Genomic DNA, 12,767 nt, shown 5'->3' with positions numbered 1-12,767 from the left:
TGGGAGCGAGCCTGCTCGCGATGAGGCCGGTACACCCGACATTGAACTTGCCTGACCCACCGCTATTCGCGAGCAAGCCCGCTTCCACAAGAACCGCGTTCAGCGCTTGCGGCAGAGTGTGAGCCCATCCCCCAACGGCAACAGCGACAAATCCACACGCGAGTCATCCTTCAAGGCGCAATTGAGCGCCTGGATGGCTCGGGTGTCTTCACTCTCGGGATTGTCCTCAAGCACCCGACCACCCCACAGCGTGTTATCAAACACCGCCAGCCCGCCGACGCGCAGCAGACGCAATGCATGCTCCAGGTAAAGGGGGTAGTTGGCTTTGTCGGCATCGATAAAGATCAGGTCGAATGACTCTGGCTGATCCAGCTGAGCCAGGGTTTCCAGCGCGGGCGCCAAACGCAGATCGATCCGCGCGGCAAGTCCCGCTTCCTGCCAGTAACGGCGCGCGGTGGCGTTGTAGTCACCGGGAATGTCACAGCAGATCAGCGAACCGTCATCCGGCAGCGCAGCCGCCATGCACAAGGCGCTGTAACCGGTGAAAGTACCGATTTCCAGCAGGCGCCTGGCACCGATGAGTTTCACCAATAGCGCGAGGAATTGCCCCTGCTCCGGCGCCACCTGCCAGCGAGCCATGGGCAGCGCCTGGGTTTCGTCACGCAAACGCTTGAGCAACGGCGTTTCGCGCAGGGAAACGTCGAGCAGGTATTGATACAGGGAATCGTCGAGATTGAGTGTGCGAGCGGTCATGACAACCTCTGCCCTTTAGGGATTGCGTGCCAAGTGCTCAGGTTGCAAGACGCGCTTGGCGCTCAGATAGGCTTTCTGCCAGTAAGCTTTGGACAAGCTGTCGAGCTTCACCGTTCCGCCGGTGGCTGGCGCATGGACGAAGCGACCTTCGCCGACGTAGATCCCGGCGTGGCTGACCTGAGAACCGCCATTGGTGGCGAAGAAGATCAGGTCACCGGTTTGCAGGCCTTCCTTGCCCACGCTGGCCGCCTGCATGCCGATCATCTCGCGCGTGGTCCGCGGCAGGGAAATGCCGGCGACATCACGGTAGACATAACCGATCAGCCCGCTGCAATCGAAACCCGAATCCGGCGTGTTGCCACCCCAGCGATACGGCGTGCCTACCAGGCCGAGCGCGCGGAACAAGACGTCTTCTGCCTCAGGCGAGAATGCTTGGGAGGAACTGAAAACAATCGGCGCGCGAACCACCGGTGCAGGTGGCGGTGTACGGCTGGCGCAGGCACTGAGCAGCGCTGCGAAGAACATGATTGCGAGGCGGGCCGACGTCGACATAGGCAGAACATCCTGATCTGGCTGCGGCTTTTTCTGCAGGGGCGCAGAAAAGAAAACCGCCTGCGCAGGACGCAGGCGGTTTGCCATCAATAATAGATCAGGATTCTAGCTGCTACGGGGCAAACTTCAAGTAAGACTTTAAGTTCACCTTACAAACTGTCCGCTTACTTGCGCGCCGTGACGATCGGGGCCGTCGCCGGTGCCATCGCGAGAGCGCGTTTGGCTTCGATGAAAGACTTGCTCCAGTAGCTGTCGCCCAGACTATCGATCCGCACACCACCACTACGACGGCTGCTGGAATGGATGAACTGGTTGTCACCCAGGTAGATCCCGGCGTGACTGACGCGGCCGCGACGGCCATTGGTGGCGAAAAACAGCAAGTCGCCCGGCTCCAGTTTGCTGCGAGAAACCAGCGGAGCGTCGACGTTGATCATTTCGCGGGTGGAGCGTGGCAGGTTCAGGCCAGCTTCTTCACGAAACAGGTAACCGATGAAGCCGCTGCAATCAAAGCCTGCTTCGGAGGTGCCGCCGAAACGGTAACGGGTACCGATCAGGGACATGCCGCGTTCAAGGATGCTGTCGGCCAGAACCGGAAGCTGATACGACTTGCCGCCGGCGAAGTCTGCCAGTTCTTTTTCGCTGGCCGCTTCTTCCTGCTCAAGCGCTTGTTGATAAAGAACGGAAGATTGGGCGGTAGCAGAGTTTTTGACCTGCTGTTGTTGCTCTTGCTGGGACACTGGAGAGTGAGCAGCGCAACCGAACAACAGGGTGACGAGTGCGAGAGGCACGAGGGGTGCAAAGCGATTTAGCATGGGCACGACCGTGGCTGATAGTTCTAAGAAGCCGAGACTATGCCTACTATCAAACTCATTTGCAAATTCAATCGACCTTTATGTGACTTCTTGGTTTCGCGTTTACATCTAAGCGCTTAAGCCCGTTTTAGACGTTCGCGCAGCCTGCAACCCTGTAGGAAAGCGGATTTCTTGACGCCTGAAATATGCCGAAACCCGCTACAGGCCTTGGTTTTCACCAGCCTAGCGTTTCTTTCAGGAACGGGATGGTCAGCTTGCGTTGAGCCTGGAGGGAAGCCTGATCGAGACGTTCAAGCAGCTCGAAAAGCGCACTCATGCTGCGCGTACCGCGGGTCAAGATGAAATGCCCGACTTCATCGGTCAGGTGCAGGCCACGACGCGAGGCGCGCAGTTGCAAGGCACGCAATTTGTCTTCATCGGAGAGCGGACGCATCTGAAAGATCAGCGCCAGGGTCAGACGGGATTTGAGGTCCGCCAGCTTCACTGGCAGTTCACGCGGGGAGGTCGATGCGGCGATCAGCAGGCGCCGACCGCTGTCACGCAGACGATTGAACAGATGAAACAACGCCTCTTCCCAATCCGCCCGACCAGCCACCGCCTGCAAATCATCCAGGCAGACCAGTTCGTACTGTTCGAGGTTGTCGAGGATCGCGATACCGCGATCGAGCAGTTCGGCCAACGGCAAATACACCGCCGGCTCTCCCAGTTGCTCGAAGCGCAGGCAGGCCGCCTGCAACAAGTGCGTACGCCCTACCCCGTCCTTGCCCCAGAGATAAATCAGGCTTTCGGTCCAGCCGGCGTCGGCTTCGCATAGCCGCTCGACATAGCCGAGTGCAGCGGCATTGGCGCCTGGATAGTAATTGATAAAGGTAGCGTCATCACGCAGACGCACACCTAGGGGCAGCTGAATCGGTTTCATGCTGACTGAACAGTTCCAAAGGAACCGTTAGTGGCCTCTGTGTAAAGTTTGCGAAGTTTATACCCGTGAGGCGGGTCGCACAATGCGACAGACCACAAGCAAAATCAAAGGTTTGCGTTAACACCCTGGTTTTATGACAGTTTCTTTGGCGGCGCAGGTGACAGCCGCGCGAGGGATTCGGGCCAGCCCGGCAATGCACCAGGCTGGCCGCGATGGTTGATCAGCCGCTCTTAAATCCCGGACTCATCAACACCGCTGTACATATCAGAATCTTTATACAAATCATGCATATGGCGCACCAGCACCATGATCACAGCCGCCACCGGCAGCGCCAGCAGCACGCCGGTAAATCCGAACAGCTCGCCCCCAGCCAGAATCGCGAAGATCACCGCCACCGGGTGCAGACCGATCTTGTCCCCCACCAACAATGGCGTGAGCACCATGCCTTCCAGCGCCTGCCCAACCATGAACACCGCGACGATACCGAACAGGGGATACAGATCGCCGCCGAACTGGAACAGACCGGCAATCAAGGCCGCGCCGATCCCGATGACGAACCCCATGTACGGCACGATCGCCGCCAGACCGGCAATCAACCCGATCAACAGCCCCAACTCCAGCCCGATCAACATCAGGCCGGCCGCGTAGATCACGCCCAACGCCACCATCACCAGCAACTGCCCGCGCACGAACGCACCGAGCACTTCATGGCATTCACCTGCCAGGGTCATAACCCGCTCTTCGCGGTCACGGGGCAGCAGGCTGCGGATCTTGGCCATCATCAGGTCCCAGTCCCGCAGCAGATAGAAGACTACTACCGGGATCAGCACCAGATTCGCCAGCAAGCCAATCAATGCAAGGCCGGAGGCCGTTGCCTGACTCAGCACCACTCCGACGATGTCAGTGGTCTGGCCCATGTGCTCGCTGATCGCAGCCTTGAGCTTGTCGAACTTCCAGAAATTATCCGACAGTCCGAATTTCGATTGTGCCCATGGCAGTGCAGTGTGCTGCAACCAATCGAGCATCTGCGGCGTCAGCTCATACAAGCGAAACAACTGCTTGGCGAGCATGGGTATCAACACCAACAGCAATGCCGTGAAGATCAAGGTAAACAGCGCAAACACCGCCACCACGCCCCAGGTCCGGGACAGGCCGGCCTTCTCCAGCCGATCCACCAGCGGGTCGAACAGATAGGCCAGCAGCAATGCGATCAGGAACGGGGTCAGGATCGGATGCAACAACCAGACAAACACGCAGAGCAGAACCACCCCACCCAACCAGAACCAACGCCGCGTATCGGCCATGTACCACTCCATGCATCTATATAAAGAAAGAAAACTTACCAACGGAAACGCAGCTGCGGCGTCGGTGCCGGCGTTGGCGCTACGGCCGGTGTCGAACCGGCGGCCGGTTGAACGGGGGTGGCGGGGGCTGGTGCCTCACCCGCTGGAACTTCCTGCAACCTGGCCAGCGACAATTGCGCCTTCAACTGTTCGGCACTGCCGTTGACCCGATAAAGAATCCGGTCGCCGTCGACACTTTGCAGGCGCGCACCAAACGGTTCCAGCAAGCGCCCAAGCGCCGCGTAGTGTTCCAGATTCATGCCCTGCACCTCGAGCAATTGTTCGCCCGAAGCCCCCGGCCTGACGACAAACCGCGGTGCCAGCCGCTGACTGACCGCCAGCATCACCGCATCGGCCACCGCGGCCTGATCCGCGCCCTGCACGCTGCCCGCCTCCTTTTTGTCGCCGAGCCACAAATTCCACTTGGCCTGCCACTGTCCGCCCTCTTCACGCGCATGCACCGCGAGCAAGGCGTCAGCGTTGTAACGCTCCGATGCCCCGCGCAGTGGCGTCGCGTCCGTACCTTCCAGATTCGGTGCGGCGGCGACGATCTGCTCGCTCAGATCGGCCAGCGGCAAACGCAGCGGCAAGCCACGGTGTTGCGCCGCTCGACGCAACGGCGCAGCACTGGCCTGGCCATCGCCGACCAGGCTCGAACCCTCGGTGGAATCGTTCAACCACCAGCCGAGGATCGAAGGCCGGTTTGCCCCCCACAACGACAGCCCGGCACGGCGCAATGCTTGCTCGGTGCTAGCCGGGTCGAAATCGACCTTCAACACTTCCGGCGGGCCGGCTTCAAAGCCGTACTGACTGATGATTTGCTGCGGGTCCTTGCGCAGTCCCGCCAACCCTGGACTTTGCGCAGCCTTGGGATCGCCGGTCAGCCGCAACACCAGCGTCTCCAACGCTAGCTGGGTCGCTTGATCGCGCACTTCCGGGGTTTGACCACTGACAGGCTGACGCACCTGATACAGATTTTTTACGGTTTCGGCATGACTCGCCAGGCTGACCAATGACATACAGCCCGCAAACAAAAATCTAGAAAAAAAACGCATGGCGGATTCCTGACGACAAGAGCGGCTGGAACAGGCCGCGTGAACCGGATTGAGCAAGGCTGTGACCACGCCCCCCAGCAAAACATTCACCTGACCCTGGTAAGTTTTTGCACTGTCCTAACGATAGACGGTTAATAGCGATACCTTATACAGCCATGAAGGAGGCGACCAACACGGGCAATGAAGGTTTTTTTAAGCGGATATGCCCCTGCTGTCGGCCTGAGGATGGCCGCTGCCCCTCAAGCCTGATAAAATCGCGCGCCTTCGCAGACCGGCAACAGCCGGGCACCCTGAAATTCGTCGATGGCACTCGCCTTCGCCTGTTTCGGCGGTCCCACTGGACTCGGTCGTTACCCCTGAATCCCCCCTAAAGGCCTGGATCATGAGCAAGCAACCCTCCCTGAGCTACAAGGACGCCGGTGTAGACATCGACGCCGGTGAAGCATTGGTCGAACGCATCAAGAGCGTCGCCAAGCGCACTGCGCGCCCGGAAGTCATGGGCGGCCTGGGCGGTTTCGGCGCCCTCTGCGAAATCCCGGCCGGCTACAAACAGCCCGTGCTGGTTTCCGGTACTGACGGCGTCGGCACCAAGCTGCGTCTGGCACTGAACCTGAACAAGCACGACAGCATCGGCATCGACCTGGTTGCCATGTGCGTGAACGACCTGGTGGTCTGCGGCGCCGAGCCGCTGTTCTTCCTCGACTACTATGCCACCGGCAAACTCAACGTCGAAACCGCGACCCAGGTCGTGACCGGCATTGGCGCTGGCTGTGAATTGTCCGGCTGCTCCCTGGTTGGCGGCGAAACCGCTGAAATGCCAGGCATGTACGAAGGTGAAGACTACGACCTGGCCGGCTTCTGCGTCGGCGTCGTGGAAAAATCCGAAATCATCGACGGTTCCAAAGTCGCTGCCGGCGATGCCCTGCTCGCCCTGCCGTCTTCCGGCCCGCACTCCAACGGCTACTCGCTGATCCGCAAGATCATCGAAGTGTCCGGTGCCGACATCGAAAACATCCAGCTCGACGGCAAACCGCTGACCGACCTGCTGATGGCCCCGACCCGCATCTACGTGAAGCCGCTGCTGAAGCTGATCAAGGAAACCGGCGCGGTCAAAGCCATGGCGCACATCACCGGTGGTGGCCTGCTGGACAACATCCCGCGCGTTCTGCCAAAAGGCGCACAAGCCGTGGTTGACGTCGCGAGCTGGACCCGTCCTGCGGTGTTCGACTGGCTGCAAGAGAAAGGCAACGTTGACGAAAACGAAATGCACCGCGTGCTGAACTGCGGCGTAGGCATGGTCATCTGCGTTGCTCAAGAGCACGTTGAAACCGCGCTGAACGTATTGCGTGAAGCCGGCGAGCAGCCTTGGGTCATCGGTCAGATCGCCACCGCTGCCGAAGGCGCGGCTTCGGTTGAACTGAAGAACCTCAAGGCACACTGATGCAAGAGCGGATGTCCCAGACCTGTGATGTGGTGGTGCTGTTGTCCGGCACCGGCAGTAACTTGCAGGCCTTGATCGACAGCACGCGGACCGGCGACAGCCCGGCCCGCATCGCTGCGGTGATTTCCAACCGCGCCGACGCCTATGGCCTGCAACGCGCCAGGGACGCGGGTATCGACACCCGCACCCTGGATCACAAGGCTTTCGAAGGCCGCGAGGCCTTCGATGCCGCGCTGATCGAACTGATCGATGCGTTCAATCCAAAACTCGTGGTACTGGCCGGGTTCATGCGCATTCTCAGCGCTGACTTCGTGCGCCACTACGCGGGTCGCCTGCTCAACATCCATCCCTCGCTGCTGCCCAAATACAAAGGGTTACACACTCATCAGCGCGCGCTGGAAGCCGGCGACACCGAGCACGGCTGCTCCGTGCACTTCGTCACCGAGGAACTCGATGGCGGACCACTGGTCGTACAGGCAGTAATACCGGTAGAGTTGCACGATTCGCCGCAGAGTCTGGCGCAGCGAGTCCATACCCAGGAACACCTGATCTACCCGTTGGCTGTACGCTGGTTTGCCGAAGGTCGTTTATCACTCGGCGAGCAAGGTGCTTTACTGGATGGAAAGTTGCTCGCGGCCAGCGGCCACTTGATTCGAACCTAGGAGATTTTATGCGTCGCGCCCTGCTCTTCGCTTGCGCTCTGTTCGCACTGCCCTTTGCGCAGGCTGCAGAACTTCAACCTTTCTCCGCCAGCTACACCGCTGACTGGAAGCAGTTGCCCATGAGCGGCACCGCTGAACGCAGCCTGACCAAACAAGCCAACGGCGCCTGGAAGCTCAGCTTCAAGGCCTCGATGATGATCGCCAGCCTGACCGAAGAAAGCACCCTGACGCTGGACAAGGACACCTTGCTGCCGCAGTCCTACCACTTCGAACGTGGCGGCCTGGGCAAAGCCAAGAAGGCTGACCTGGATTTCGACTGGACCAACAAAATGGTCACCGGCACTGATCGCGGTGACCCGGTCAAGATCCCGCTCAACCGCGGCATGGTCGACAAGTCCACTTATCAGCTCGCCCTGCAGCACGACGTGGCCGCTGGCAAGAAAAGCATGAGCTATCAGGTCGTCGACGATGGTGAAGTCGATACCTATGATTTCCGCGTGCTGGGTTCGGAAAAGGTCGACACCAAGGCTGGCCAGATCGAAGCAATCAAGGTCGAGCGCGTGCGCGACCCGACACAAAGCAAGCGCATCACCGTCCTGTGGTTCGCCAAGGATTGGGATTACCTGCTGGTTCGTCTGCAACAGGTTGAAACCGACGGCAAGGAGTACAACATCATGCTCCTCGACGGTACGGTCGACGGCAAGGCTGTCAAAGGCAGCTGATCCGGCTCGACTCCAAAATCCGGAATCCGATAAGGGTTCCGGATTTTTTTTGCCTGCTGATTTTCAGATCCGCGCCAGCGCCTGTGCCAGGTCGTCGCGCAGGTCTTCGACATCCTCGACCCCCACGGACAACCGTACCAACGCATCGCCGATGCCGAGTTGCGCACGGGTCTCTTGGGGGATGCTGGCGTGGGTCATGATCGCCGGGTGCTCGATCAGGCTTTCCACCCCGCCCAGGCTCTCGGCCAAGGCGAAAATCCGCACACTCTCGAGGAAGCGCGTGGCACCGGCCAGGTCGCTGTTCAGGTTGAGGGAGATCATCCCGCCGAAACCACGCATCTGCCGCTGCGCCAGTACGTGCTGCGGGTGCGACGGCAGGCCCGGATAATAGACGCGCGCCACTTGCGGCTGACGCTCCAGCCATTGCGCCAGGTCCAGCGCGTTGTTGCAGTGGCGCTCCATGCGCAGCGCCAGGGTCTTCACGCCGCGCAGGGTGAGGAAAGCGTCGAACGGCCCGGCGATCGCGCCTACCGAGTTCTGCAGGAAGCCCAGACGCTCCGCCAGGTCTGCGTTTTGTCCAACCACCGCGATGCCGCCGATCACGTCGGAGTGGCCGTTCAGGTACTTGGTGGTCGAGTGCAGCACGATGTCGAAGCCCTGCTCCAGCGGGCGTTGTATCCACGGGCTGGCAAAGGTGTTGTCGGCCACACAAATGATGCCTCGCGAGCGACAGATGCGTCCGACGGCGGCGAGGTCCGTCAGGCTCAGCAAGGGATTGCTTGGCGTCTCGACCCAAACCATCTTCGTGTCGGGCTGCAGTGCCGCTTCGAATCCCTCCAGGTCAGTCAGATCGACGAAGCTGAAGCGATGCCCGGCGCTGCGTTTGCGCACCTTGTCGAACAGCCGAAAGGTGCCGCCGTACAAATCATTGCCGGAGACGATGTGCGAGCCCGCGTCGAGCAATTCGAGCACGGTGGAAATCGCCGCCAGCCCCGACGCGAACGCGAAGGCTCGGGTGCCGCCCTCGAGGTCTGCAACGCAACGCTCCAGCGCAAAGCGCGTCGGGTTGTGCGAGCGCCCGTAGTCGAAGCCTTTGTGCACACCGGGGCTCTGCTGCAAATAGGTGGAGTTGGCATAAATCGGCGGCATCAGCGCACCGGTGGAAGGGTCGGGCGTTTGCCCGGCATGGATCACACGGGTGGCGAAGGCGCGTGGTACTGCGTTTTCGTCGTGTTGACTCATGTAAGGGATCTCCGTAGGTGAATGAGCATGTCGACTCGAGTAATCAAGCCGTAGAAGCCCGAAGCGTCGGCGATGATCGCCACCAGCCCACGGTCGAGCTCCGCCCGCAGTTGCGCCAGACTGGCGCTGGGCGGCAGGGTTTGCAGCTTGTCGGTCATTGCGCTGGCCACGCTCATGCGAAAGTGCGAAGCATCTTCCTGCAGGCCAAGCAGAATGTCGGACTCGTCGATCACGCCGACCAGCCGCTTCCCGCCCTCCAGCACCGGCAGTTGCGACACGTCCGCCAGACGCATGCGCTGGAACGCGGTGAGCAGCGTATCGTCCGGGCCCACGCTGATCACCCGGCCATCCTCGAAACGCCGCGAGATCAGGTCGCGCAGATCGCCATAATGTTTGTATTGCAACAGGCCCTGGTCGTTCATCCACTGGTCGTTGTAGACCTTCGACAGATAGCGCGTGCCGGTGTCGCAGACGAAGCTGACGACCCGCTTCGGCTCGGTCTGCTCGCGGCAATAACGCAACGCCGCCGCCAGCAGGGTGCCGGTCGAAGAGCCACCGAGTATGCCTTCGGCGCGCAACAGCTGGCGGGCATGATCGAAGCTTTCCTCGTCGCTGATCGAATAGGCGTGGCGCACGCTGGACAGGTCGGCAATCGACGGAATGAAGTCTTCGCCGATGCCCTCCACCGCCCAGGAGCCGGGCGTGTTCATGGTGCCGCTGCGGCTGTATTCGGCCATCACCGAGCCGACCGGATCGGCCAGCACCATGACCAGGTCCGGTTGCACGCGGCGAAAGAAACGAGTCAGCCCGGTCAGCGTACCGGCCGAGCCGACGCCGACGACGATCGCGTCCACGTCATGCTGAGTCTGCGCCCAGATTTCCGGCGCGGTGCTGCATTCATGGGCCAGCGGGTTGGCCGGGTTGTTGAATTGATCGGCGAAGAAAGCGTCGGGGATTTCCAGCGCCAGCCGCGCCGCAACGTCCTGGTAGTAATCGGGATGGCCCTTGCCGACATCGGAGCGGGTGATGTGCACCTCGGCGCCCATCGCCTTGAGGTGCAAGACCTTCTCGGTGGACATCTTGTCCGGCACCACCAACACCACTCGGTAACCCTTGGCACGACCGACCAGGGCCAGGCCCAGGCCGGTGTTGCCGGCGGTGGCCTCGACGATGGTGCCGCCGGGGCGCAGGCTGCCATCGCGTTCGGCCGCGTCGATCATCGCCAGGCCGATGCGATCCTTGATCGAACCGCCGGGGTTCTGCGATTCGAGCTTGAGGAACAGCGTGCACGGGCCGGTATCGAAACGGCTGACGCGCACCAGCGGCGTGTTGCCGATCAGTTCGAGCACGGCGGGTCGGGAGTCGGTGGGCATGTCGTCACCTCGCTACGCAAATCAGCACTGGATGGACAGCAACCGACGGCGAGTCATCACGCGCCAGTCGCAAGTAAAGTATCGTTTGGACCATAGGCCGGGATGGCGCCACCCGCAACCTTGCACAGCCAGCCGGTAGCGCCGCCGGAACGACAAAACCGCTGCGCGTTCAGACCGAGAACCGCGCCACCATCGTGTTCAGATCGACCGCCAACCGAGACAGCTCCTGGCTCGCGGCACTGGTTTGATTTGCCCCGGCCGACGTCTGTAACGCCAGATCGCGAATGTTCATCAGGTTGCGATCCACCTCGCGCGCGACAGCCGCTTGTTCCTCCGAGGCGCTGGCGATCACCAGGTTGCGCTCATTGATCAGGGTAAACGCCGTGGCGATTTCCTCCAGCGCCGTGCCCGCCGCTTTCGCCACTTCAAGAGTCGAACGCGCGCGCGTGTTGCTCTGCTGCATCGAACTGACCGCAGCATCGGTGCCTTTCTGGATGCCGGAGATCATCTGCTCGATTTCCTGGGTCGATTGCTGCGTCCGGTGCGCCAGCGCCCGCACTTCATCGGCCACCACCGCAAAGCCGCGCCCGGCACTCCCGGCCCGCGCCGCTTCGATGGCCGCGTTCAGGGCCAGCAAGTTCGTCTGCTCGGCAATCGAGCGAATCACATCCAGGACTTTGCTGATGCCATAAACTTTCTGCGCCAGGTCCTCGACCTGGGTGGCGTTGGCGGTGACATCGTCGGCCAGGGATTCGATGGACAACACGGTCTGATGCACCTGCTCGCGACCGTGCTGGGCGATCCGGTCGGATTCCCGAGACGCTTCGGACGTGGCCACCGCGTTGCTCGCGACCTCCTCCACCGCCGCGGTCATCTGATTCACTGCCGTGGCGGCCTGGTCGATTTCCAGGCTCTGCTGGTGCAGGCCCCGGGTGGCCTCTTCGGTCACACAACTGAGCTCTTCCGAGGCCGAGGCCAATTGGCTGGATGAGTCGGAAATACGCCGCAGGGTTTCGCGCAAACTCCCCTGCATGCTCTTGAGGGCGTGCAGCAGCCGCGCCGGTTCGTCCTTGCCGCTGATGCTGATATCACCGGTGAGATCGCCGCCAGCCACCCCTTCAGCCACCCTCAACGATTGGGAAAGCGGCACGACAATACTGCGAGTCAGCAGCAGCGCCAGGCCGATGGTCATCAGCGCTGTCAGGCCGATCATCACCCCGACCCAGACCCGCGCATGGCTGAACACCTGGCGCGCGGCCTGCGTCGCCAGGTTAGCGTTGTGCTTGTTCAGTTCGACCAATGCCTTGAGGGTGGCGGCGATTTCATCGGCCAATGGGCTCATCTCGCCATTGAGGACGGCAGCCGCCTCTTCCACCCGTCCCTGAGCAGACAGCGTCATCACCTGAGTCTGGAACTGCAGGTATTGTTGCTCCGAGGCTTTGAAGCGATCGAACAACACACGCTCTTCGGGCAGCACGATCAGCGCGTCATAGCGCTGCCGAGGTTCATCCAGGATGCCTTTGAGCTCGTTGAGTTTGCTGACGTTTTGCGCCAGCGCCTGCGGGTCCCGATTGATCAGCAGGCGCATGGTCAATGCCCGCAGCCGCAGCATGTCCTGATTCATCTCCCCGACCGCCATCACGCTGGGCAGCCAGTTGTCATCGACCTGATCGGACTGCGCGCGCATGTTCGACATTTGCAGCAGCGCGAACGCCCCCAATCCAAACACCATTAACGCCAGCAGGCCAAAACCCAGGCCCGCGCGCGGCGCAATATTGAGACTTCTGATACTCATTGCTCTGGTTCCTTCCAAAAGCGCTGCATCAACCCTGCAGCGGGCTGCTTAAGAAGGTATCGGCCCGGAGAAATTTTGCGTAAGACGAAAACGTGATA

At 61.0% G+C, this 12,767-nt stretch carries 12 protein-coding genes and 1 pseudogene; 3 read left to right on the top strand and 10 right to left on the bottom strand.

Going from position 1 to position 12,767, the window contains the following annotated elements:
* Positions 1 to 99 precede the first annotated feature (99 nt).
* The 6 genes from BLW70_RS13585 to BLW70_RS13560 form a co-directional block, all read right to left on the bottom strand.
* Positions 100 to 753 carry an O-methyltransferase gene (locus BLW70_RS13585; RefSeq protein WP_074874695.1) on the bottom strand — a complete coding sequence of 218 codons (654 nt, stop codon included), beginning with the start codon at positions 751 to 753 and terminating at the stop codon, positions 100 to 102.
* Between the two features lie 15 nt (positions 754 to 768).
* On the bottom strand, positions 769 to 1,305 hold the full coding sequence (locus BLW70_RS13580) for a C40 family peptidase (protein WP_074880553.1): 537 nt from the start codon (positions 1,303 to 1,305) through the stop codon (positions 769 to 771).
* Positions 1,306 to 1,469: 164 nt separating this feature from the next.
* Positions 1,470 to 2,117, bottom strand: coding sequence for a C40 family peptidase (locus tag BLW70_RS13575; RefSeq protein ID WP_074874693.1), 648 nt, complete (start codon positions 2,115 to 2,117; stop codon positions 1,470 to 1,472).
* Positions 2,118 to 2,331: 214 nt separating this feature from the next.
* Complete coding sequence (gene hda, locus BLW70_RS13570) at positions 2,332 to 3,036, bottom strand: DnaA regulatory inactivator Hda (protein WP_008148645.1); 705 nt, start codon at positions 3,034 to 3,036, stop codon at positions 2,332 to 2,334.
* Positions 3,037 to 3,266: 230 nt separating this feature from the next.
* Entirely contained in the window at positions 3,267 to 4,340 is a 1,074-nt protein-coding gene (locus BLW70_RS13565; protein WP_074874691.1) for an AI-2E family transporter, read from the bottom strand.
* A gap of 35 nt (positions 4,341 to 4,375) precedes the next feature.
* Positions 4,376 to 5,434, bottom strand: a complete 1,059-nt coding sequence (locus BLW70_RS13560; RefSeq protein WP_074874689.1) for a DUF2066 domain-containing protein — start codon at positions 5,432 to 5,434, stop codon at positions 4,376 to 4,378.
* A 382-nt stretch (positions 5,435 to 5,816) separates the two neighbouring features.
* Here BLW70_RS13560 and purM point away from each other — a divergent pair, with 382 nt between their 5' ends.
* Genes purM through BLW70_RS13545 form a run of 3 tightly spaced genes read left to right on the top strand, consistent with a single transcriptional unit; the run spans position 5,817 to position 8,259 of the window.
* Positions 5,817 to 6,875, top strand: coding sequence for a phosphoribosylformylglycinamidine cyclo-ligase (gene purM, locus BLW70_RS13555; RefSeq protein WP_074874687.1), 1,059 nt, complete (start codon positions 5,817 to 5,819; stop codon positions 6,873 to 6,875).
* A gap of 11 nt (positions 6,876 to 6,886) precedes the next feature.
* Entirely contained in the window at positions 6,887 to 7,537 is a 651-nt protein-coding gene (purN, locus tag BLW70_RS13550; RefSeq protein WP_074880550.1) for a phosphoribosylglycinamide formyltransferase, read from the top strand.
* An 8-nt stretch (positions 7,538 to 7,545) separates the two neighbouring features.
* Positions 7,546 to 8,259: a DUF3108 domain-containing protein gene (locus BLW70_RS13545; protein ID WP_074874685.1), complete on the top strand. Its 714-nt coding sequence runs from the start codon at positions 7,546 to 7,548 to the stop codon at positions 8,257 to 8,259.
* A 63-nt stretch (positions 8,260 to 8,322) separates the two neighbouring features.
* On the opposite strand, the gene BLW70_RS13540 is transcribed toward BLW70_RS13545, so the two are convergent.
* From BLW70_RS13540 to BLW70_RS31490, 4 genes and pseudogenes are all read right to left on the bottom strand, one after another.
* Positions 8,323 to 9,501 carry a cystathionine gamma-synthase gene (locus BLW70_RS13540; RefSeq protein WP_074874683.1) on the bottom strand — a complete coding sequence of 393 codons (1,179 nt, stop codon included), beginning with the start codon at positions 9,499 to 9,501 and terminating at the stop codon, positions 8,323 to 8,325.
* A complete protein-coding gene (locus BLW70_RS13535; RefSeq protein ID WP_074874681.1) occupies positions 9,498 to 10,874 on the bottom strand; it encodes a pyridoxal-phosphate dependent enzyme in 1,377 nt (458 codons plus the stop codon). Before BLW70_RS13535 ends, BLW70_RS13540 begins: the two co-directional genes overlap by 4 nt.
* Positions 10,875 to 11,043: 169 nt before the next feature.
* Positions 11,044 to 11,907 carry a methyl-accepting chemotaxis protein gene (locus BLW70_RS31495; protein ID WP_413037961.1) on the bottom strand — a complete coding sequence of 288 codons (864 nt, stop codon included), beginning with the start codon at positions 11,905 to 11,907 and terminating at the stop codon, positions 11,044 to 11,046.
* A pseudogene (locus tag BLW70_RS31490) lies at positions 11,899 to 12,669 on the bottom strand (MCP four helix bundle domain-containing protein); the annotation flags it as partial. The gene BLW70_RS31495 and the pseudogene BLW70_RS31490, both read right to left, overlap by 9 nt.
* Positions 12,670 to 12,767: the final 98 nt, after the last annotated feature.

It is taken from the genome of Pseudomonas frederiksbergensis (assembly GCF_900105495.1).
Lineage (GTDB): Bacteria > Pseudomonadota > Gammaproteobacteria > Pseudomonadales > Pseudomonadaceae > Aquipseudomonas > Aquipseudomonas frederiksbergensis.
The sequence above is the reverse complement of the archived record's forward strand: the minus strand, read 5'-3'. Positions and strand labels throughout refer to the sequence as shown.